The sequence below is a fragment of the Larkinella terrae genome, from assembly GCF_009668025.1.
GTDB lineage: Bacteria > Bacteroidota > Bacteroidia > Cytophagales > Spirosomataceae > Larkinella > Larkinella terrae.
The window spans coordinates 190,634-214,098 of record NZ_WJXZ01000002.1 but is presented as its reverse complement, the minus strand read 5'-3'; the positions used below and the strand labels follow the sequence as shown (position 1 = coordinate 214,098).

Genomic DNA, 23,465 nt, shown 5'->3' with positions numbered 1-23,465 from the left:
GTCATGCTGAACGAATCCCAACTCATGAAATACATTCTTACGATCCTTTCAAAACGGTATCTGACCGCCCTCAGCACGCTGGTGCTGGTTTTCGGGGGCAGTGCCTGCAAAGACACGGTTCTCGACGAAACCCCCAGAGCTTTTCTGAACCCCGACGTGGTGCTGGTGGATAAAACCGGTTTTGAAACCGCCATCATCGCCATTCACGCAGCGGCCCGCGACGAACTGTTCGGCACCGATACCGAGAACCTGCACGCCATGAACATCGGCACCGACGCCTACATGCCGGGGGCGGTTTCGACGCTGCTGCGCGACTACAACGTTTCGCTCACGCCCACGCTCGCGTCCGTCGATCTGTGGTGGGAATGGGCGTACCTGAAAATGCTGCCGCGTTCCAACATCGTGCTCGACTACGCCGACAAACCGACCGTTAAATGGGCGAGTGAAGCCGAAAAGAACGCCATTGTGGCCGAAGCCCGGTTTTTCCGGGGTTATACCTACTCGATTCTGGCCAATCTGTACGGCGGGGTGCCGCTGGTTGCGCACGTCGAAACCACGCCGAAAACCGATTATACGCGGGCCACGCGGCAGGAAGTGCTGGATTTTGCCCGGCAGGATCTCGAATTTGCCTCGCAGTGGCTCCCCAAAAAACCGTCCGTTCCCGGCCGAATCGTGAAAGCAGCCGCCGACCATTTTCTGAGCGAGGTTTACCTGGCGCTGGGCAGTTACGACAAGGCCATTGAAGCGGCTTCCGCCGTGATCAACGACGGTTCCTACAAGCTCATGACCCAGCGGTTTGGCAGCAAACTGGATCAGCCTGGCGACGTTTTCTCGGATCTGTTTCGCGACAAAAACCAGAACCTGGCCGCCAATACCGAAACCATCTGGGCGCTCCAGTTCGAATACCAGACGCCCGGGGGCGTCACCTACACAACCCCGACCAACGCCACGGCTTTTGGCGGAAACAGCAGCATGCGGGCGTGGGGAGCCGGTTATCACAACATCAAAGACCCGGAAGGCAAATCGGGCATGGTGGTTTGCGATAGTCTGGGCCGCCCGGTTGGTTGGGTGATGGGAACGCCCTACGCTACGTATGACGTCTGGAAAGAGGATTGGAACGATATGCGGAATTCGTCGTACAACATCCGCCGGACGTTCTACTACAACAACAACACCTCCCGGTTTTTCAAACAAAAAGTGGATCCCATCGCGGCAAAAATCGATACGCTTAACTCGGGCTGGTATTACCCGTACACCCGCAAACTGGAGGGCGACCCGCTGGCCGGAAATACGACCGGACGGACCTTCGTTGAGTTTTACAAAATCCGGCTGGCCGAAACGTATCTGCTGCGGGCCGAAGCCTACATCCGCAAAGGGGATAAACAAAAAGCCGCCGACGATCTGAACGTCCTGCGCAACCGCGCCAAAGCCAAACCGGTCACCGCCGACCGGGCCACGCTCGACTACGTGCTGGACGAACGCGTTCGGGAACTGATCATGGAAGAACCCCGCCGTCGGACGCTGATCCGCTTCGGTTTTCTGGCCAATTCGCCCGTGCTGGTCGATCGCGTGAAGAAATTCAACACCAAAACCGGCAGCAACATTGCCGAAAAACACGAATTATTTCCGATTCCGCAGAAGTTCATCGACGCGAACCTGGATGCTAAAATTGAACAAAATCCGGGCTACTAACCGAAAACCCGGGCAGTAAATTCGTTGCCGGAAAGTCTTCCTACTACTTTCCGGCAATGATACACGAATCTTCTTTAACCTTTCAACCTGAATGACCCGATTCCTTTCCCTTATTTTCTGTCTTGTTTTGGCGGGAAAATCGCTGGCCCAAACGCCGGACTCCCTACGCATCAGTTCACCCAACGGCCTGCTAACCTGGTCGATCCGCCTGCAGGACGAACCGCAATCGCCCCAGAGCCCGATTTACGAAATTACGTACCGGAACAAACCGCTCATCCAACCGTCGCGGCTGGGGATGGGCAACAGTGGCACCGGGTTACGCCCGCTCAACTGGAATAAAAACCTGCGGATTGTTTCGGCGACGAAACGGACGCAGCGGTCGAATTGGCAACCGGTCTGGGGCGAACGCGCCGACATTCCCGATCACTACAATGAACTGATTGTCACCTTCCGAAACGGGCCGGGAGCGGGCGGAACGATGCAGCTCATTGCCCGGGCTTACGACGAAGGCGTGGCGTTCCGCTATTTTTTTCCGGAAGATCTGCGCGTGCAGGTGCTGGAGGTGGAGCAGGAAACCACGTTTTTCAACCTGCCGCCAAAAACGAAAGCCCTCTATACACATCACGCGCAGGGAAGGTACGAAGAACGCGCCATTGAAAACTGGGACAAAGCCGCCCAAATGCCGCTGACCCTCCGGCTCGACAACGGCACCTGGGCCTGCATTACGCAGGCCGAGCAAACCAGTTACCCGCTGGTGAGGCTGAAAACCGTCGGTCCCAATCAACTGGTCAGCCAGCTCTATAGTGAAATCACCGAAGCTTCGCCCTTGGCGTCTTCGTGGCGGGTGGTGATGGCGGCCGACCGGCCCACCGACTTACTCGAACATAACTACCTGATTCAGAGCCTGAATCCGCCGAATGAAATCAAGGACGTAAGCTGGATCAAACCGGGAAGAGTGATACGCGACTTGACACTTTCGACCACCGGAGCCAAAGATCTGGTCGATTTTGCGGTGGAGCAAAACATCGATTACCTGCATTTCGACGCGGGCTGGTACGGCCACGAATACGAAATCGCGTCGGACGCCACGAAGGTCAGCGTCGATCCGCGCCGGAATCCGAAAGGCGATCTGGATTTACCCGAAGCCATCCGGTATGCGCGATCGAAAGGCAAAAAGATTATTTTGTACGTCAACCACCGGGCGCTCGAACGGCAGTTGGATACGTTGTTACCGCTTTACGAAAGCTGGGGCGTTTCCGGAATTAAATTCGGTTTTGTGCACACCGGCTCGCACCACTGGACGGTCTGGCTCCACGAAGCGGTTCGCAAAGCCGCCAAACACCACCTGGTTGTGGACATTCACGACGAATACAGCCCGACGGGTTTCAACCGGACGTACCCCAATCTGTTGACGCAGGAAGGCGTGCGCGGCAACGAAGATTGGCCCGACGCGACCCACAACACGATTTTGCCCTTCACGCGGTATATCAACGGAGCCGCCGATTACACCTTCTGTTTTAACCAGCCCCGGTTGACCAACACCAAAGGGCACCAGCTGGCGCTGCCGGTTATTTACTTCAGTCCGCTGCAGTTTTTGTACTGGTATGGCAAACCGGCCGACTTCCCGGACCGGCAGGAAATTGAATTCTGGAAAGATTTACCCACGGTTTGGGATGAAACGAAGGTGCTGGCCGGAACGCCCGGTCAGTTTGTCTCCATTGCCCGACGGAAAGGAACCGACTGGTATATCGGCACGGTCACCAATACCGAAGCCCGGAAAGTCGATCTACCGATGAGTTTTCTGGAACCGGGAAAAAGCTATTCCCTCGAATCATATGAAGACGATGGCACGGGAAAAGTTCGGAAGCAGACCCGCAAGGTTACTTCCAAAGACCGGCTGACGGCGTCCTTGATTGCTTCCGGCGGGCAGGCGGTAGTCTTGAAAAGAAATTAACAAATGAGCTTTCAAAATCATAAAAGCCAGACAGGGCCGTTTTATTCAACGTGCCTTGCTTCAAAATAAATAAAGGACATGATGCGTTTCTGACTTATTCCTGTTATCTTTGGTGAAATTTTAAAAATACAATACAATATAATGCAAACAGGAACTGTTAAATTTTTTAATGAACTCAAAGGTTTTGGGTTTATTACCCCTTCGGATTCAGACAAAGACATCTTTGTTCACGTATCAGGTTTGATCGACGAAGTTCGCGAGAACGACAAAGTTCAATTCGAAGTAGAACAAGGCAAAAAAGGTCTGAACGCCGTTAACGTAGAGGTTATTTAATCGAAAGATATAATAATGAAACGCTGAAAGAACATGTCTCCGGGCATGTTCTTTTTTTTGTTTACGGCGGACGGTTTACGGTTTTCCGTCTATGGTATGCTGTAAACTTTTTGTTAAGCGCATCTTCTTTCTGATTAGAAACCGTTTCTTTGCCACTTTTCCGGTTGACCTCTTTTTAGCCATCATGCGATCCATCGTACTTCTCGTTTTCCTGCTGATTGCCGTTCCGATTGCGAACGCCCAGAACTGGTACAAGGGCAATCTGCACACCCACTCGCTCTGGAGCGACGGCGACGATTATCCCGAAATGATCATGGACTGGTATAAGGCCAACGGCTACAACTTCGTCGGTTTGTCGGACCATAACACGTTTCAGGAAGGCGAAAAATGGATCAAAGTGCCCCGCGCCCCCGAGCGTCGCCGGACGTTTGAGCGGTATCTGCGCACCTTCGGCCCGGATTGGGTCAGGTACCAAACCGGCCCCAACGACTCGCTGAAAGTACGGCTGAAAAACCTGAGCGAATACCGGACGCATTTTGAAGAACCGGAGAAGTTCCTGATTTTCAAGAGTGAAGAAGTTTCGACCGGTTATCAGGGTAAACCGATTCACATCAACATGACCAACCTCCAGAACCTGCTGAAACCGCTGCCGGGCAACAGCGTGGCGGAGGTGATGCAAAACAACATCGACGCGGTGGTAGCGCAACGGCGGCAAACCGGGCAACCCATGTTTTCGCACATCAACCACCCGAATTTTTATTACGCCATCACGGCCAGCGACCTCATGCAACTCCGTCACGAGCGGTTTTTTGAGGTTTTCAACGGCCACCCGCTGGTGCACAACAACGGCGACAGCACCCGCGAAGGCACCGAGTCGATGTGGGATAAAATTAACCTGACGTTTCTGAAACAGGGCCGCCCGCTGATGCTCGGGTTAGCCACCGACGACAGCCACAATTACACGTTTTTTGGGCCCACCTACAGCAATTCGGGGCGCGGCTGGGTGATGGTCAATGCGCCGAATCTGAAACCGAATACGATTGTCGAAGCGCTGGAAGCCGGGCGGTTTTACGCGACAACCGGTGTTACGTTCGAAAACCTGACGCAAACCGCTCGAAGTGTAACCTTTAGGATCAAAGCCGAACCGGACATCAAGTACCGGATTCAGTTCATCGGGATTCGGAAAGGGCAGGAAAAGGCGGAAATTCTCCGGGAGTTGACCGGCACCGAAGCCAGTTATACGTTAACTGACGAGTTGCTGGTGCGGGCGAAAGTGATTTCGAGCAAGCCGAAATTCAATCCGTACGAACCGGGCGAGGTCGAAACCGCCTGGACGCAACCGCTGGCACCCTTGCAGGTTCCGCAGCCGCTAGCGACGGTCAAACCGCTGCCAAACGCCCACGCACACAACGATTACGAGCAATCGCGGCCGCTGCTGGATGCGCTCGACAATGGTTTTACGAGCGTGGAAGCGGATGTGTATGCCCACCAAGATACGCTCTACGTGGCCCACAATCGTCCGGCCTTCTGGAACGCTGACAAGTCGCTCGAAAACCTGTACCTGCGCCCCCTGGCCGAGCGAATCAGGCAAAACGGCGGGAAGGTGTACGCGAATTACAACGACCCGGTTTACCTGATGATCGACTTCAAAACCGCAGCCGACAGCACGTATAAAGCGCTGGAAAAACAGTTGCAGAAATACCGGAACATCCTGACGTCCTGTAAAGGAAACCGCTGTCAACCCGGCGCCGTAACGGTTTTCATTTCTGGAAACCGCCCGATTGAAACCTTGAAAAAAGCAAAGGAGCGTCTGGCGGGAATCGACGGACGGCCCGCCGATCTGGGCAAAGGATTCAGCCGCGACCTGATGCCGGTGGTGAGCGATTCGTACAGCAACCAGTTGAGCTGGCGCGGGCAGGGGCCCATGCCGGACGAGCAGTTTCAGAAGGTGAAGCAACTTACGCAGCGGGTTCACGCCGAAGGCAAAAAACTACGGCTCTGGGCGTGCCCCGAAGATCCGGCGGTTTGGGTCAAACTCCGCGAAGCCGGTGCCGATTTCCTCAGCACCGATCAACTGGAACTGGTGCGGGAGTTTTTGTTGAAATAGACGTTACGTACCCACGGACTTTAGTCCGTGAGAATCTGGGGATAGTAGATAGATGCCCGTATTTCTGAAAATCTCACGGACTAAAATCCGTAGGTACGTTATTTGAACAAAGGCGCGTGGATTTCGCGCAGCGTTTCCACCGGAATCTTGATCACCTCCCGGTCGTAGGTTAGCAAGCCGTTGACTTCGCCTTCGACGTCGGTTGTCTGGGTGTACACAGCCGCCGAAACGCCGTTTTTCTGGTACATTTCCACCATCTTGCCGTACTTGGTCCGGTAGGCTTTCAAAACCGCATCCTTGTCCTGGTAGGTCTGGTAGCCCCAGTTCCGTTTGTTCGGGTCCCAGAGGTGACCGGTCACCGGCCAGCCGATGCCGCCAAACTCCCCGACCACAATCACGCGATCCTTTTTCGGCGCGGGAATGTTCGGCACTTCTTCGTAGGTATGAATGTCGTAGAAATCGCCCGCACCCAGGTCCGACCAGCCGCTGGCGGCATTGGTCAACCGGCTCGGATCGAGGGCTTTCACCCAGTCGGCCAGCCGCACGTTGTCGTATTGCCCCCAGCCTTCGTTATGAACCACCCAGGTGACGATGCTTGGATGGTTGTGCAGGCGGTTCATCATCCGGCGCAATTCCAGCTCAAACTGTTCCTTACCTTTTGACCGGCGCAGCGGCTCGACCACTTCGCTGCGACCCATGTCCTGCCCGCTCAAAAAACCGGACGGCATGTCCTGCCAGACCATAATGCCCAGCCGGTCGCAGTGGTAGTAATACCGGGCCGGTTCCACCTTGATGTGTTTGCGGAGCATGTTAAAACCGGATTTTTTCAGGAAATCGATTTCAAACACCATCGCGTCGTCCGAAGGCGGGGTCAGCAAACTCCCCGGCCACCAGCCCTGATCGAGCGGGCCGTTCTGGAAAAGCGGTTTGTTGTTGAGCAGCATCACGGGTTGCCCGGCAATTTTGCCCGGTCCCATCGAAATTTTCCGCATTGCAAAATAGCTCGTAACGGCATCCACCGGATTTCCGGTCACGGTCGCTTTGGCGTAGGCCGAACGCTCGGCGTCGTTGTGGCGCGGGCGGTTGCGGTTTTCAGTCCCCGGAAACGGATCGGTCACCGTGACCAGTTCGGCTTTCAGGTTGTACAGAAACGGGCTGTCGGGCGACCAGAGTTTCGCATTTTTGACCGGAACATACGCCACGCGACCCGAGCGAACCAGCAGGCTCGACACGGTTTGCGTGCCATTCAGCGCCGTCAGGCGGATGGCGCTCGTTGGGTTCGTGATGGGTTTATTCAGCAGTACTTCCACCCGGATTCGAGCCGAATCCAGTTCCGGCGTAATGCGCACTTCCTCAATGTAATTCGGATTCGGCACCGGTTCGAGCCAGACGGTTTGCCAGATGCCCGACACCGGCGTATACCAGATACCGTTCGGATTGAACACCTGCTTGCCGCGCGGTTGTTCGCCCTCGGTTGTCGGGTCCGTAACGCCCAGAACCAGTTGATTCTGGCCCGATTTCAGAAAATCCGTGATGTCAAAATCAAACGCATCCGAGCCGCCGGTGTGCGACCCCACCAAACCGCCGTTGACCCACAAATTACATTCGTAGTCCACTGCACCAAAGTGCAGCAGAACGCGCTGGCCGTTCCAGTCGCTCGGAATCGTGACGTTCCGGCGGTACCACAACCGTTGATTCGCATTCAGTCCTTTGGTGACTTTCGAGAGCGTTGATTCCACGGCGAACGGCACCAGAATTTGCCCGTCAAACTGCGTGGGCTGTCCTTCGGTTTTGGGCCGGATGGCGTATTCCCACATGCCGTTCAGGTTCTGCCAGTTGGGCCGCACGAGTTGCGGTCGCGGGTATTCGCGCCAGGCGTTTTCGGCGGTCACCTGCTTTTCCCAGCGACTCAGAATGGCCGCCGGAGCCGGGCCCGCTGCGGTGGTTTGCGCCAGAACGGGCGGACTAAGAAGGATTCCAAGGGATAAACTAAACAAGACACGATCGAAGGTGCGTCGAATCAGGTATTTCATGCGGTTTAGAAATAGAGCCAGTGCAATAGTGCAATTTTTACCAGCAAAGATAAAATTCTTTCCGTTGATCAGCCGGTTTAGCGCCGGTTATTGGATCACAAACGAATACAGATCGGCATCCCGCACGACGAACTTCAGCCGTACTTTCCGATTGCCCAGTTCCTTAACGGTTTTGCCACTTTTCCAGGTAATGGGCCCATCGATTTTATCGCCCACCAGCGGTTCTGACTCCTCAAAACCAGGTACGATTTGTCCCTTTTCGTCCAGAATCGCCACTTTTACGTAGCCCACCGACGAGGTTGCATAATTGGCGCTCAGGTTATTTCCCTGGAGAAAAACCGGCTTTGTCACGATACTTCCTTCTTTATACCCGCCGTGGAGGGACGCAAAACCGTCGGTCCGCAAGGTCATGCGTTCCAGAAAAACCGATGGGGTGCCGTAGGCCCGGGTGACAAAAAATGATAATTCGGCCGGGCCGGTTGCGATAACGCCCATCGCCGGAATGTTACTCCGCGCTCCCCAATTCTTCTGCTCCGAACCGGGCCGGACAAACGATTCCATGAATTTTCGGTCGTACTTCGTTCCGCCCCGGGAGGTCATAAAAATACCGTCGGCTACGCCTTTCCACTGCGTTTTGTCCGTTCCGTTTTCGATCAACTGGGCATCCGAAAGTACTTTCAGCTGGGGCGAGAACCGGAAGGGCATCGAAATCAGAAGCTGGGGTGCCCGGAAATACGGATGCGTGGTGTTGGTATACAGATGTTCCCGTTCGGTGTCGCCGAAGGTCATCATCTCCGGTTTGGACCAGTGAATAAAGTCGCGGGAAGTCGAACGGGCGATGGTCCGGATGCCACCGGGCGGATACAATTCACCCGGTTTTCCGCCCGTCCAGGCCCGGAGGTAAATGGCGTAGTTTTGTTCGGCAGGCACCCAAGTCAACACATTCTGGGAATCCAGCGCGTAATCGTGAAACAAAGCCGTGGTGTCCTTCGGGTAGCGTTTCCAGTGAATGCCGTCGGGCGAAACGTACCGGAACAATCCGCTGGACGTAACCTTCGTGAGCGATTCTCCGCCCACGGCTTTGTACCGTTCCTCCGCCGGAACCCCGGGGCGGTTGTCAACCATCACCGCCAGGTTATGCGTACTTTTTAGCGCATTGTCATTCAGAACCACGTTGTTGTCGAGCGTGCCGTTTACCTTGAAAAGCCGGAGTTTCGGTTTGGTCCAGTGAATGCCATCTTTGCTTTCGGCGTAACACGTCACCTGCTGATCGCCTTTTTCTTCGTGACCGGTCAGTCCCCGGTAATACATCTGGAAGCGGTCACCGGCGTTCACCACGGAGACGTACGTGCAAAACCGCCCTTCCCAGGGCTCATCGAATAGCAGGGCTTTTCCGGCCGAGACCGGGGTTCCCAGCCGCAGATCCAGGTTAATCAGCGTATCGATCAGGTAATCATCGACAAAAAGCTCGCGCTGGTTTCGGAGCGTAATTGGCGAATTCTGGGCAAACCCGGCAACATACGCCAGCATCAAACCGACGAGCACCAGCGTGGGTACGCGAAAAAAGGACATGATAACGGGTCAGGATAAGGGCGGAAATCAAAACCGCCCCAAGTTACCAAAAACCGCTATTTTTTCCCGCCCCCCAAACTCGCCGGTTTTCCGGCCGAAATGCCTTCCACGAGGGTCGCCAGTCGTTCGCTCAGCGTCTGGATCGCTTTTTTGTAGCGGTTTTCCAGATCGGGCAGGTTGGCGGTGGATTTCAGGGAGGCTTCGTACAGAAAACCGGGCAACATCCATGATGCGTAGCCGCTGTACGGGTCCGAGGAGGCATACAACGAACGATACCACGACCCGAATGCCATGCCTTTGGGATCGATGAACGACTTTTCCAATTGCAACATCGTTTTGTTGAGTTCGGCCAGTTTGTCGGTCCGACCGGCTTTCAGGTAGTCCTGGCGGGCGGTTTCGGCGGCATCGGCGTTCTTTTTCAACTCGGCCACGGCGGCTAAAACCGGCTCGATCGAATAGTTGGGCGAATAGGCTTTAATGGCTTTTTCGGCGGCTTTCAGGTGCGTGCTCAGGTCGTTGGCGTAGCGCGACAGGTCGTACGGTAACAAATCCGCGTTGGCGAGTCGTAAGGCCAGAGTTCCCACGACCTGCTCCACCATTGGCCCCATTTTGTAGGTCGGATCGGCAAATTTATCGTAGAAAAACAGGTCGTCATTGGCCGAGTGGTAGAGCGTCGGGCCACCGGTTCCGGCGTTCAGCGACGGAATGCCGACGTGCATATAGGGCGCAATGTGATCCGACCCACCGCCCAGGTTGCCAATAACCGGTTCGTTGGCCACCGTGGCCGGTGCCGACGACGCAATGCCGACGGTGCTGCCACCCCGCCGACCGCTTTGTTTCAGCCAGTGCTGGTAGACGGTGATGTTTGAATCCGGGTACTCGACGGCCTGCGTGGCCTCGATCAGCAGTTTTTTCATCGACGGCGACGCGCTGGCGCCGAACATCCGGCCCGACACGGCGGCATCGTAATTCATATACGCCACGGCTTTCTGTGTCAGTTCGTCGCGGAACTGTTCGGCCCATTCCGCCGACCCGATCACGCCAAACTCCTCGGCATCCCAGTGCGCTACTTTGATCGTCCGACGCGGTTTTTGACCGGTTTTGGCCAGTTTGCCCAGCGACTCGGTCAGGCTCAGCAACATGGCGGTGCCGCTGTTGGGGTCCGTGGCCCCGAACGACCAGGCGTCGTAATGGCATCCGGCAATGATCCATTCATCGGGAAATTCGGAACCCGTCAGCGTCCCGACGACTTCGTAAATCCGCGTCATGGCTTTTTCCTGCTTCACCATCAACCGCACTTTCAAGGCCGAACCACCTTCCAGCCGGTACGTAAACGGCAAACCGCCCTGCCAGCCCGCCGGAACCGCTTTGGCACCAGTCATGCGTTTCAGAATGTCGATGGCCGACCCGTACGGAATCGCCGTCACCGGAATTTTGTGCAGGGCCACATCCTTGGGATCCAGCCGTTTGACTTTGGTTTTGCCGTCCAGCGGCAGAGCAGGTTCGCCGGGCGTCAGCGGATCACCGGTGTACGGCACGGTCAGCAACGAACCGCGCTGAATAATACTTTCGCTGGGTTGCGGCCCTTCCGGAAAGGTCAGTCCTTTTGTGTAGCCGTTATCGCCCGGATCGGTGTAAATGATCAGGCCCGCAGCCCCGGCGGTTTCGGCAAACTGCGCCTTGTAACCCCGGAAATTACCGCCGTAGCGCGCCATGACAATCTTGCCTTTCACCGGAATGCCCAGCGCTTTCAGTTGCTCGAAATCCTCCTTCCGTCCGTAATTGGCGTACACAATTTCCGCCGTCACATCGCCCGAACCGGAATAGGCGTTCCAACCCGGCATAATGCGCGGGTCTTTGCTGTATTTGTCTTCCGGAAACAGAAACTCGCGGATATTGAGCGGTTGCCGGATCGGTTCCACCAGTTCGACGGCGATGTCGCCCGGACCTTTGGGCAAATAAATATCGTGCGGGTAAATGTCCACCTGCCAGCCCGCTTTCCGCATGGTTTCGGCGATGTAGTCGCGGACGCGCTCGTTTTCGGGCGTCCCGGCCACGTGGGGCACACTGCTCAGATTTTCGAGGTGTTTTTTGAAAACCGCCGACGACTGGTGTTTCTTGAATTCGGCTTCGGCTTTTTCCTCCGTCGCCTGCCGGGCGGGTGTGAAACCGGTAAAATTCTGGGCTTGTCCGGTGGTTAGGCCTCCCATCAGCAGGAGCGCCGAGTAACGGAAAAGTTTCTTCATGAGAACAGGATATTCAGGTTAACAGTCCGATAAGGTACAGAATAGTTGGCAGAAAGTGATTTTGACCGAATAGTTTCCGGATTTTGTCATACTGTAACTACTTTAGTGAATTGAATGAACCAACGCTCTCATGAAATCACCGTTTACCCCGCTGCTTTTCCTGCTTCTTATCATCACCGGATCGGTTCTGGCGCAACCAGTCAACGGACTCTACCGGCAAACGAGCGACGTGCATCATCTCCTGACGAATTACGAAGCCGATTGGGGCAGCCTGAGCCGGTTTTATACCATCGAGAATTCGCCGGAGCGCCGGGAGCGGTTTCGAACGTTTTTCAACGATTACCTGCGGCAGTTGCAGCAACTGGATTTCGACAAAATGAGCACCGACAGCCGGGTGGATTACCTGTTGTTTCAGCGAAACCTGAAAAACGAATTGCTCGATCTGACGAATGAGGAAAAGGAAGTAAATCTGACCAAAAACTGGTTTCCGTTTGCGGATAAAATTTACGCCCTTGAAAAACAGCGTCGGCGCGGCATTCCGCTGGTGGCCGAGCAGGTCGCGTCGGAATTGAACGCCATTGGCAAAGAAATCGTGACGGCTCAGAAAGTGGTCGAGAAAGCGGAAAAAACCGAGCCCGCCGTGGCCCGACGCGCCGAAGGAACAGCCAAAGGCTTGCAGGCAGCCTTGAAAAGTGTGTTTACGTTCTACAACGCCTACGACCCGCAATTTAGCTGGTGGGTGCCCGAACCGTACCGCAAAACCGATAGCCTGTTGACGGTTTATTCGACTTTGATGGCCAAAAAAGTCCGGGAAGCGGCCCCGACCAAAGACGACGGCAGCGGCATCGCGGGCATTGCAGTTGGGCGCGAGGAATTGCTTCGGCAGTTGCAGTACGAGATGATTCCGTATTCGCCGGAAGATCTCGTCGATATTGCCAACCGCGAGTTTGCCTGGTGCGATCGCGAGTTGCTGAAAGCAACGAGAGAGATGGGCTTCGGCACTGACTGGAAAGCCGCTCAGGAGAAAGTCAAAAACACGATCGTACCCGCCGGGAAACAACCCGAACTGATCCTGCGGCTTTATAATGAGTCGATTGCGTTTCTGAAAAAGTACGACCTGATCACGATTCCGCCGATTGCGGAGGAAACCTGGCGGATGCAGATGATGTCGCCCGCTCGGCAGAAAGTCAGTCCGTTTTTTCTGGGTGGCGAAACGATCCTGATTTCCTACCCGACCAACACGATGAGCCACGAAGACAAACTGATGAGCATGCGGGGCAACAATCCGCACTTCTCCCGCTCGACAGTCCACCACGAACTTATCGCCGGGCACCATTTGCAGGGCTTCATGAACAACCGCTACAAAACGTACCGGAATTTCGGCACGCCGTTCTGGACGGAAGGCTGGGCGCTGTACTGGGAAATGATTCTGTGGGATCTCGGTTTTCCGCAGTCGCCGGAAGACCGCATCGGGATGCTGTTCTGGCGGATGCACCGCTGCGCCCGGATCATTTTCTCGCTGAATTACCACCTCGGGAAATGGTCTCCGCAGCAATGCATTGATTTTCTGGTGGACCGCGTCGGGCACGAACGCGCTAACGCCGAGGGCGAGGTTCGGCGGTCGTTCGTGGGCGGGTATCCCCCGCTCTACCAACTGGCCTACATGACCGGCGGTTTTCAGTTTTACGGTCTGAAAAAAGAATTTGTAGACAGTAAAAAGATGACTTACAAGCAGTTCCACGACGCCATCCTGCAACTGAACGCGATGCCCGTCGAGATGATCCGCGCCATCCTGACTAACCAGAAACTCAGCAAGGATTTCAAAACGTCCTGGCGGTTTTACGAAAAAGAAGGAAAATAGGCGGTTCTTCGGGCAAGATGTTGAATTTCAACTGTATCCTTTGACGCAAAGAAGCTGGCCTTTTTCGGTTTCCGTTACCACCAATCCCAGCTTCCCGGTAGGGTCGAAGGCGCAATTGGAGGGATTTTTGCCGGGAAGCTGAATGGAATGCGACAGCACGCCGGTTGGTTTGTAAACCTGCAGGCAACTGCCGCCGTAAATGGCCGCGTACAACAGATTATCCGGCCCCAGTGTCAACCCATCCGGACCGAAACCGCCCGCTCCGGTTTCGGCCCAAACCGTCGGGTTGATCCAGTTCAGACCGTCGGCATCCCAGCGCCCGGCCCAAATACGCTTGCGGTGGGTTTCGGCCACGAGGAGGGTGCGACCATTCGGCAAAAACGCTAAGCCATTGGGGTAAAACAGTTTTTCGGAGATTTTTTTGACTTCACCGACGGGCGAACAAACGCCGACAAAACCGGGCTCATCTTCGTCGGGGGAACCGGGACAGGTGAAAATTAGATTGCCTTCGGGATCGAACGTGAGGTCATTGGGCCAGTTGAGCGGTTCGTCATTGATCTGATCAACAATAGTTTCGGGTTCCTGGTCGGGATAATTGATGCAACGAATGGCGTGTAAACCCGAATCGCAGAACCAAATCCGGTCACGATCGTCGATGTAAAGTCCATTCGGGCGGCTCCCGATGCCGACGTGGACGCGACCGCTGGTTCCGTCCGGTTTCAGCCAGAACAAACTGGCTCCCTCCTGCTCGACGCACCAGAGCGTGCCGTCGGAGGTAAACGCCGGACCTTCCGGGAACCGCAAACCGTCGGCAATAATATCTATGTTTTTCATGTTGAGAGCCAATGAATGAAAAGGCGTACGTTCTAAACAAGAAAAGACCCTGTGCGGTTAAGCGGAGGCAAAAAAATTCGAATGTAAAAGTGCAGACAGTGAGCGTACTTTTACATTTAATATTTATCATTTTACATTTATTATTTATAACTTTATAAATAAATAATATTCCTAAACCCATTTTTCCATGCGCCGGATCGTTTTTATTCTCGCCCTACTGACGGCTGCCTGTTCGCCGGGTACGCGCAAAGGTTTACAGATGGAACCCAATCAGCTTCTGCGCCAGAGCAGCGACCTATACCGCAGCGAACCCGGCCCGCCCATTAAGTCGGTCGGAGCGGTTTTTCTCAACGCCCGGAATGTTCGAATTCGTTACCCCGACGGGCGGTTTGAAATCATACCCCGAAAGGAAATCTGGGGTTACAGCAACAAAAAAGGGAAGATTTTCCGCCTGTACGGAAAAACAGAATACGAGGTTGTTACCGTGGGCGACGTGATTACTTACGAGCAACAATCGACTCAAAACGTCATGGCGGGAAATCATCCGACGGTCACCACCGTTATCGAAACGTTTTACAGCAAAACGCTCGACAGCAAGATTTTCAGCAGCCGCAAAAAAGCCCTGAATGACCTCGCAAGTTTATAAACCGCTCACCGGTTTTTTCCGGAATTTCTTGATCCGGTGAAACGTCAGGAAGTTGGCGTCGTGGTTGTTGTGCGCCCCGCCCAAACCGTCGTCGTATGCCGTGCGCGACAGCAGGATAATGTCATTGCCGTCGAACAGCCAGTAGACATACTGAAAACCGTGTTTGACCACGTCGGGGTGTTGCAGCACAATCTGACGCAGACTCCAGGTTTTCAAGTCGCTGGAACTGCATAGCGCCTGCGTATTCCGCAAACTGGCCGGATTTTTCCCGGCGTTGGCCTGCTTGAATTCCTGCGGAATGTAGTTGGTCAGCGTCCAGTACAGTTTGGATTTGGGATCGTAGCGAATCGTGAATTTCTTACTACCGCCCGGAAACGGCACAAAACCGGTGTTGACATCGAAGCTGGCGGTTTTGCCATCCGGACTGATGCGCACAAAAGCCGCCTTTTCGTCCAGCGATTTCTTGTGATCCACGCGCAGAATATCCAGCACTTCGCCATCGGGGCTTAAAACCGCGTTGCCCTCGATCCAGCCCCCAAAACCGTTGTTCAGGTAGGTCGAATCGTACCGCAGCACATTGGTGCTCGTCCAACTGGCGGCCTTCATCGGATCGGCGTCCAGCGGCATCGATAGCATAAACGCGCCGTAGCGTTTGCCCCATTGTTTGATCGGCCCCATGGCGTCTTCCATCGCCCGCCAGAGTCGTCCGTTGTGTTCCAGAAATGGCACCGGCGCACAGTGGTATTCGCCCGCCAGCAGCAACCCATTCTCGCCGTCGGTCGGATTGGTCCAGGTCACGCCGTTGTCGGTCGATTGCCGGATGATGGTGTTGCCGTGGTGTTTGTCAGTCCCGAAGAAATACAGTCCATTGCGATGCACGTAGAGCTTCGACCAGAACTGGCCGTTGATTTCGGCAATCTGGGTCCAGGTTTTACCCTTGTCGGTCGAACGGTAAATCCGGGAATTGGGTTTGACAAACTCATTGGATTGGGGACCGAATAAGTCGTGCGACGCCAGGTAATCGCCGTTGGGCAGCACGCACAGGCTCGGCGAACCGATGTACAACCCCGACGAAGCCGGACTATGGGCCACAATCGCTCCCGGCACCCGGGCGAAGTCGGGGGTTTGCCCGACTCCGTTCCCAAGCGTCGAAAGGAAAAGAATGCTATGAAAGAGGAAGGTTTTGATGGGATTCGCGGTCATGCCGGAGAAAGACCGGGAGCACGGTTTTTTACTTAGTCGCTGGTTCCGTTTTCCCGGCATCGATTAGCTGATGATCAGCCAGTAAGCGTTCCTGCAAGGCTTTGTACGGCACGCTCTGCACCGTTTGTTTCGCATCAATCGCCAGCACAGCCGCCGTACCGCAAGCCTGCCCCATCGCCATAAAGGTGAATTCAATCCGGATAGCCCCATAGGCCAGATGGCTCGACGACGGACAGGATGCCGTCAGCAAATTCGTGCATTCGGCGGTTTTCGGCACCAGCGCCCGGTACGAAATCCCGAAAGGCCGCCAGTCAATCTCGCCAAAAACTGAGCCTTCGTTGGACGCAAAACCGTCTTTCACGATCCGCCGAATACTGTGGAGATCGGGGGGCCAGAACGCCACCGCCACCGGATCGGCCACCGGCCTGGGATTGTTCCGGCGCACGTCGTGTTCCGTAATCACGTAATCCGACACCATCCGGCGGGCATCGCGGACGTAAAACTCCCGGGGCCAGCCATCGTTGTCCGTAAATTCGTCCTTACACAAACCCCATTCACGCCAGATCATCCGGGTTCTTTCGCTCACCTCAGGATCGTTTGCCAGAAAATAAAACAGGCCCTGCGTAAAGGTTTTGTGCTGATCGAAAACACGTTGCCGGGTTTGGTAATTTCCGCCCGGATACGCAACGTTCATACCGTACAGGTTGTGCGACAGATCGTGCCAGGCCCCCAGATCGGTTTTCCCATTCGGAATGTCCGCTTTCGGCGCATACAGTTTCCCCCCGGCTTTTTCGTACCGCAGATACAGTTCGTACTGGCTGCGGTCGTACCCGGCGGGCTGGCGAAAGGGAATCCGGTTTTCGGGATTTTTGGTCAGGCACATCCGAAAGCAATACGCCTGCAACCGGTTATCGCCCGCGCCGGGTGTGCCCAGGGGTTCGTCCTGAACAGTCGGAACGACACCACTTTTGGGGTCGCCTGGCGTTTTGTACGGATCGACTTTCACCAGAAACTGGGCGTGTTCCGTAACAGCCCGAATCCCGTTTTTCGTTTCGTTGTAGACCGCATTGGCCTCCCGTCCAATGGCGGTTTTGACCCCGGCGGCATGCAGCAAATCGCCTTCGAGCGTTGCGTCGATAAACACCCTGGCGCGGTAAATCTGCCCATTTTCCAGTTGAATCTGCTGAATCTGCGCTCCGGTTTTCGGCACGGCATTTTTCCGTTCGCTCAACCGGGAACCGTAGAAAATCGCAATAGGATGTTCGGAAACCCACTTTTTCACAACCTCTTCGCCCACATGCGGCTCAAACCGCCAGAGCATTGTTTTCTTGGTACGGTTTTTCAGCATCGCTTCAAATTCGGCCGAGTTGCCGTACGCAGCCGCGATCCGTCGGTAAAACTCCAGCGCCAGCCCGCCAACTCCCGGGCTGTTCTGATACTCCTGGTGATTGTCGACATCGGTGCCGCCCAGTCCGGACGTCATGATGCCCCCCAGGTGTTTCGACGGTTCGAGCAGAGCCACGGTTTTGCCCATTTTCGCCACCTGAATAGCCGCCGTGATGCCCGCAGGTGTGGCACCGTAGACCACCACGTCGTAGTTTTTTTGGGCGAAAAGGCTAATCGGCAACAACAAAAAAAGAAAAGAATATATTTTCATAAATGCCATATGTTGGACTTGCATCGGATGGTGGTACTTTCATTAGCAATTAAAAAGATTGCCGCTGACAGGGTCTTCGACCGCTGTCAGGGCAGCCACACCCTGTCAGCGGTCGAAGACCCTGTCAGCGGTGACTTGTGAAACTCAATAGGTTCGCAGGCGAAAATCACAGATTCAAACCCACCCCATAAGTTCAATAGCCTTCATTCTGTTTCAAGGCCGGATTGGCGTCGATTTCCCGCTGCGGAATCGGCAGCAACGCGTGGAAAGGCTGAACGGTTGGGGCACGGCCAAACGAGGTTTCGGCTTTGACGGCATCGACCAGCCTGCCGGTGCGTGCCAGATCGAACCAGCGGTTTCCTTCGAAACAGAACTCCAGCCGCCGTTCGAGCAGCACGGCCTCTTTGAACTGTTGCCGTGTCAACCCGCTCAGCGGGTCGAGCCCCGCCCGGTTGCGCACCCGGTTCAGGGCCGTGTAAGCCTCCGCGTTCGGCCCGTTGCTGGCTTCACTGAGCGCTTCCGCGTAGATCAGCAACACATCCGAAAACCGCAGAAGTGAAAAGCTTTTACCGCCGTTGCCGCCAATGGTCGACGTCAAATCGGCTAATTTCCAGAAGGATACGGCTTTGGCAGGATCAGTATCCTCGACCGATAAGGCAACGGACGCTTTGGTCGTTGGATTAATGTATGACGTCAGAAACGTAACCGGTTTTCGCTTGTCGGCGGCCGGGTAGCTGTCGAAAAGGCTCTTGCTGACCCGGAAAATACCGCTGCCGCCGTTTGGCACGATAGGCGCACCGCGCGGGGCATAGCCGGTAGCAAAATTGTTGCCCGCCAGATCGGTAATGTACATGACCTCGAAAAGTGATTCTTTGCCGCCCCGGTTTTTCAGCTCGAACACATCGGCGTAATTGGCCCACAAATCGTAGGTTCCCAGATCGATCACCTCTTTGGCTTTGGCAGCCGCCTGCGACCAATACGGCGAACTGGCGTTTTTGCCCGCCCAGGTCAGGTACACTTTCGCGAGCAAGCCTTTGGCCGCGCCCGCCGTTGCCCGCCCAATGTTGGAACCGGTGTAATTTTTCGGCAAAACCGTCTCGGCTTCTTTCAGGTCACTCTCGATGAGTTTATAGACTTCATCCACTGACGAACGCGCGACCTCCACGCCTTCCAGCGAGGTGGTTTCCTTCGTCACGAGCGGCACTCCGCCGAAAAACTGAGCCAGCGTAAAATACTGGAGAGCGCGCAAAAACCGGGCTTCGCCAACGTAGCCTTTCTTCGTGGTTTCGTCCATCGGAATGGCCGGAACGCGCTCGATCACGATGTTCGAGCGCTGGATGGCCGTGTAGGCATTGCTCCAGATGTTGCCCACAAAGGTGTTGGTCGGCACGGTTCCGTAGCGCCACATCGCCACGCGGTCGGCGTTCCCGGTCAGGAACGGAATGCCATCATCGGTTGCTACGACGTTGGGTGTCACCAGAATTTCGTCGCGGTACATATTCCGCAACTGGCCATACATCGCAATCGTGGCCGCGTCGGCATCGGCTGCGGTTTTGTAATACGTACTGACGGATTGGGAGCCCAGTGGCGACAGATCCAGATCGGGCGAACAGGCCGCGAAAAGGGCCGTCAGAATGACAAGAATGATCGAGTTGATTTTCACGGATTTCATCGGGTTTCGGTTCAAAACTTCAGGTTTAAGCCTACCAATACGGTTTTAGCGGCTGGATAACCGCCGTAATCCATGCCCTGACTGATGGACGTGGTGCCAAACCGGCTCACCTCGGGGTCGTAGCCTTTGTAGTTGGTGACCGTAATCAGGTTCTGGGCCGAAACGTACACTTTGGCGCTCTGGAAAGTCATTCGTTTGAGCAGGGCTGCGGGTAGATTATAGCCCAGCGACAGGTTTTTGACGCGCAGGTACGAGCCATCTTCGATGTGGAAAGTCGAGAGGATTCGCTGGCCGCCCGTCGAGTTGGCCCGCGGAATGTCGTTGCTCGGATGGGTGGGCGTCCAGCGGTTCAGGACTTCCTTCGCCTGGTTGCTGTTGCCGTTCAGGCTGTACTGATCAAACCGCCCGTAATTCAGGATTTCGTTGCCCGAGCTGCCTTGCAGGAAAACGTTCAGGTCGAACCCGCGAAAACTCAGGGTATTGTTGATGCCGCCGAAAAACGTCGGATATCCGTTGCCGATCACGGTGCGGTCATTGTCGTTGATCAAGCCATCGCCGTTGATGTCGCGGTATTTCAGATCACCCGGTTTGGCGGTTTTCTGGGCAGAACCGTCGATTTCGGCCTGGTTCTGGAAAATACCTTCCACGACGCGACCGTAAAAATTGCCCAGGGGTTCGCCCACTTTCATCAACACCGTGTTCGAAATCTGGAGGTGGCCGCTGCCTTCGCCCGACGTAAATTCGGGCCGTCCGTCGAGCGCGAGTATTTTATTTTTGTTGAACGCAATGTTGAATTCCGTGTTCCAGCGAAAACCGCCCCGATCCACATTGATCGTCGAAAGTGCCAGTTCCAGCCCCCGGTTTTCCACTTTTCCGATGTTCCGTAGCGAGGTGCTGTAGCCCGTCGTTTGTGGCACGTTGACCGAAAACAGCAAATCCGAGGTGGTTTTGATGTAATAATCGGCAGTCAGTTGCACGCGATTGCTGAACAACCCCAGGTCGATGCCGGCATCCAGTTGAGCGTTTTTTTCCCAGCGCAAATCAAGGTTGCTGATGCTGCCCGGCACCCCGCCCGTTCGCAGAATCGTGGTGGCGCCCCCCAGAGCCGCCGTGCTGACGCCAATGTTCGACAAATACCGGTAATCGCCGATTTCCTGATTCCCGGTCAGGCCGTAGCTGACCCGCAACTTGAGGTCGGATACCCATTTCTGGGTCTGCATGAATTTTTCGTTGATCAGCCGCCAGGCCAGCGCCCCCGACGGAAAAAAACCGTATTTGTTGTTGGGGCCAAACCGCGACGAGCCGTCGCGCCGGGCCGTCAGCGTCAGCAAAAACCGGCTGTCGTAGCCATAATTCACCCGCGCCAGGTACGAAATCAGCGCCCAGTCGCTTGCCCCCGATGCGGGCGTTTGCAGCGTAGCGCCCCCACCCAGGTTGTTATACAGCGCAAAATCGTCGTTAAAATTGATGGCGTTGGCCGTTACGCTTTCGTTGTGGTAGCCCTGCGTCGTGTAACCTAGCAAAGCCGTCAGGGTGTGTTTTTGGGCCAGCGTTCGGGTGTACGTCAACGTATTCTCATTCAGCCAGTTCAGGTTTTGACCATCCGTAATCGACGCGCTGCCGTTGGCCCCGGCCCCCAGCGCAATCAGCCGCGTGGCGTAGTAATTTGACTTGGAACTGAACAGATCGGCACCCCAACTGGTGCGGAACGTCAGCCCTTCCATTAGGCGGATGTCGGCAAAGACATTGCTCAATAACCGGATCGTGTTGTATTGGTCGGTCACCTCGTTGGTGAGCCCGACGGGGTTATCGACGAGACTGCCGTTGAGCGAACTCTGGTCGCGGTAATAGGTTCCGTTGGCGTTCAGAATCGGAAAAACCGGTGCGTAATTGATGGCGGCATTGGTCACGCCCCCGGTGGTGCCGCCGTCGGTTTCGGTCCGCGAGCTATTCGAACGGGTGTGCGCTCCCTGCATGGATAACCCGATTTTCAGCCACTTTTTCACGTCGCGATCCAGGTTGGCGCGCAGCGTAAACCGCTTGAAATACGAATTCAGAATGACGCCCTGCTGGTCGTAATAACTCCCCGAAATGGCGTAGCGGGTTTTGGATTCCCCCCCCGTAAAGCTCAGTTGGTAACTTTGAATCGGGACCGACCGGAACACCTCATCCTGCCAGTTGGTGCCTTCGCCCAGTGTTTCCGGCAGCGGCTGACTGGAGCTTGATCCGTCGAAATACGGTTTTCCACCGCCATTGACGCGGGCTTCGTTGATGAACTCGGCGTATTCGCGGGCATTGAGCATCGGTATTTTCCGCCGAACCGACTGAACGCCGTAATAGCTTTCAAACGCAATGCCCGACTGTCCTTCCTTGCCGCGTTTGGTCGTAATCATGACCACCCCGTTCGACCCGCGCGAGCCGTAAATGGCCGTGGCCGACGCATCTTTCAGGATTTCGATGGATTCGATATCGTTCGGATTAATGGAATTCAGATTACCGGTTGGAAAACCGTCGATGACGTACAGCGGATCATTCCCCGCGTTGACCGAGCCCGTTCCCCGGATCCGGATCGTGGTGCCGCCCCCCGGTTTGGCTGAATTGGTCGTCACCAGCACCCCGGCGGCCCGACCCTGCATGGCCCGGTCCAGCGCCACAATGGGCGTCGCCTTGATGTTTTCTTCCCCCACTTTTGCTACCGAACCCGTCAGGTCGGAGCGCTTTACGGTTCCGTAACCGACGACGACGACTTCATTGAGCGATTTTTCGTCGGCCTGTAACCGCACCGTGAGCGTCGATTGCGCCCCGACGGCGATTTCCTGGCTCTGGTACCCCACAAAACTGAACACCAAAACCGCCGAATTGTCGGGCACAGCCAGCCGAAACTGTCCTTTGCCGTCGCTGGAGGTACCGCGCTGGGTGCCTTTCAGCAACACACTGACGCCCGGCAACCCGTCGCCTTTTTCGTCGGTTACGGTTCCCGAAATGGACAATTCGGCCAGCAGGACCGGCGCTTCCAGCGTGAGGTCATCGGGCAAAATAGTGCTGGTTGGTTCTTTTTTCAGGACGATGTAACTACCCGACACCTGGTAGCCAATGTTGAGCGGTTTCAGCAGGCGATTCAGCACGGTTTCCAGCCGGTCGTTTTCGGCCCGAAGCGAAACCTTGTTGCCAACCGCGATCAGTTGCGGAACGTACGTAAACTTCACGTTGGCGGCTTTTTCCAGCCGGTTCAAAACCGTCCGTAAGTCCTTGTTTTCCAGCTGAACCGAGATGGGCCGGTTCAGTAATTCCTGCGCCAGCCCGTTGCGGGCCAGGGTCAGGCCCGCAAAGACGATGGCCAGCATCAACTGTACGCAGGTAATCTTCATGATCTGGTAAAAAGTTGGGGAATAATCCCGCAGTTTTTTCATACTTTTAGCTGTGTTTTTGTTCGACAAAGTCAGAAATGGAGGCAAAAACAATCCCTGTCCCCGTTTTTCAGGGTAGTCGCAATACCGGTCAAGCAAGGGGGGGCACTGATTCGCCGGATCAAGGAAATCGCTACTGGTCGCAACAGTACGGTTTTCGGTTCGGCGATTTTTTTAACAGGCAGGTTGGTTTTTCGTCATTCAGTCCGGGTTTAGGAGGTTAGTCATGAGTTATGAAACTTTTGCTT

At 55.3% G+C, this 23,465-nt stretch carries 14 protein-coding genes; 6 read left to right on the top strand and 8 right to left on the bottom strand.

The window, feature by feature from the left end; all coding sequences use genetic code 11:
- The first annotated feature begins 3 nt into the window (after positions 1–3).
- The 4 genes from GJJ30_RS04990 to GJJ30_RS04975 all read left to right on the top strand — a co-directional run bounded on the left by GJJ30_RS04990 (position 4) and on the right by GJJ30_RS04975 (position 6,086).
- Positions 4–1,692, top strand: a complete 1,689-nt coding sequence (locus tag GJJ30_RS04990; RefSeq protein WP_229312969.1) for a RagB/SusD family nutrient uptake outer membrane protein — start codon at positions 4–6, stop codon at positions 1,690–1,692.
- 91 nt (positions 1,693–1,783) lie between these two features.
- Positions 1,784–3,646, top strand: coding sequence for a glycoside hydrolase family 97 protein (locus GJJ30_RS04985; RefSeq protein WP_154173795.1), 1,863 nt, complete (start codon positions 1,784–1,786; stop codon positions 3,644–3,646).
- A 141-nt stretch (positions 3,647–3,787) separates the two neighbouring features.
- Complete coding sequence (locus GJJ30_RS04980) at positions 3,788–3,979, top strand: cold-shock protein (RefSeq protein WP_114409215.1); 192 nt, start codon at positions 3,788–3,790, stop codon at positions 3,977–3,979.
- A 184-nt stretch (positions 3,980–4,163) separates the two neighbouring features.
- The gene (locus GJJ30_RS04975) at positions 4,164–6,086 is read left to right on the top strand and encodes a histidinol-phosphatase (protein WP_154173793.1); all 1,923 of its coding nucleotides are present in this window, start codon (positions 4,164–4,166) and stop codon (positions 6,084–6,086) included.
- Between the two features lie 98 nt (positions 6,087–6,184).
- Here GJJ30_RS04975 and GJJ30_RS04970 read toward each other — a convergent pair whose 3' ends face one another.
- From GJJ30_RS04970 to GJJ30_RS04960, 3 genes are all read right to left on the bottom strand, one after another.
- Complete coding sequence (locus tag GJJ30_RS04970; RefSeq protein WP_229312967.1) at positions 6,185–8,119, bottom strand: glycoside hydrolase family 2 protein; 1,935 nt, start codon at positions 8,117–8,119, stop codon at positions 6,185–6,187.
- A gap of 87 nt (positions 8,120–8,206) precedes the next feature.
- A complete protein-coding gene (locus GJJ30_RS04965; protein ID WP_154173791.1) occupies positions 8,207–9,691 on the bottom strand; it encodes a glycoside hydrolase family protein in 1,485 nt (494 codons plus the stop codon).
- A gap of 56 nt (positions 9,692–9,747) precedes the next feature.
- Positions 9,748–11,937, bottom strand: a complete 2,190-nt coding sequence (locus GJJ30_RS04960) for a M28 family peptidase (RefSeq protein ID WP_154173789.1) — start codon at positions 11,935–11,937, stop codon at positions 9,748–9,750.
- Between the two features lie 130 nt (positions 11,938–12,067).
- Here GJJ30_RS04960 and GJJ30_RS04955 point away from each other — a divergent pair, with 130 nt between their 5' ends.
- Positions 12,068–13,798, top strand: coding sequence for a DUF885 family protein (locus tag GJJ30_RS04955; protein ID WP_154173787.1), 1,731 nt, complete (start codon positions 12,068–12,070; stop codon positions 13,796–13,798).
- A 27-nt stretch (positions 13,799–13,825) separates the two neighbouring features.
- Here the strand turns inward: GJJ30_RS04955 and GJJ30_RS04950 are convergent, their stop codons facing one another.
- Positions 13,826–14,632 (bottom strand): SMP-30/gluconolactonase/LRE family protein, encoded by an 807-nt coding sequence (locus GJJ30_RS04950; RefSeq protein WP_154173785.1) that lies wholly within the window; start codon positions 14,630–14,632, stop codon positions 13,826–13,828.
- 187 nt (positions 14,633–14,819) lie between these two features.
- Here GJJ30_RS04950 and GJJ30_RS04945 point away from each other — a divergent pair, with 187 nt between their 5' ends.
- Positions 14,820–15,278 carry a hypothetical protein gene (locus GJJ30_RS04945; RefSeq protein ID WP_154173783.1) on the top strand — a complete coding sequence of 153 codons (459 nt, stop codon included), beginning with the start codon at positions 14,820–14,822 and terminating at the stop codon, positions 15,276–15,278.
- Here the strand turns inward: GJJ30_RS04945 and GJJ30_RS04940 are convergent.
- The 4 genes from GJJ30_RS04940 to GJJ30_RS04925 all read right to left on the bottom strand — a co-directional run bounded on the left by GJJ30_RS04940 (position 15,273) and on the right by GJJ30_RS04925 (position 23,220).
- On the bottom strand, positions 15,273–16,481 hold the full coding sequence (locus GJJ30_RS04940) for a sialidase family protein (RefSeq protein ID WP_205880531.1): 1,209 nt from the start codon (positions 16,479–16,481) through the stop codon (positions 15,273–15,275). The genes GJJ30_RS04945 and GJJ30_RS04940 overlap by 6 nt on opposite strands.
- A gap of 28 nt (positions 16,482–16,509) precedes the next feature.
- The gene (locus GJJ30_RS04935) at positions 16,510–18,138 is read right to left on the bottom strand and encodes an FAD-dependent oxidoreductase (RefSeq protein ID WP_170299126.1); all 1,629 of its coding nucleotides are present in this window, start codon (positions 18,136–18,138) and stop codon (positions 16,510–16,512) included.
- 193 nt (positions 18,139–18,331) lie between these two features.
- A complete protein-coding gene (locus GJJ30_RS04930; RefSeq protein WP_154173779.1) occupies positions 18,332–19,810 on the bottom strand; it encodes a RagB/SusD family nutrient uptake outer membrane protein in 1,479 nt (492 codons plus the stop codon).
- An 11-nt stretch (positions 19,811–19,821) separates the two neighbouring features.
- Positions 19,822–23,220 (bottom strand): TonB-dependent receptor, encoded by a 3,399-nt coding sequence (locus GJJ30_RS04925; protein WP_229312965.1) that lies wholly within the window; start codon positions 23,218–23,220, stop codon positions 19,822–19,824.
- Positions 23,221–23,465: the final 245 nt, after the last annotated feature.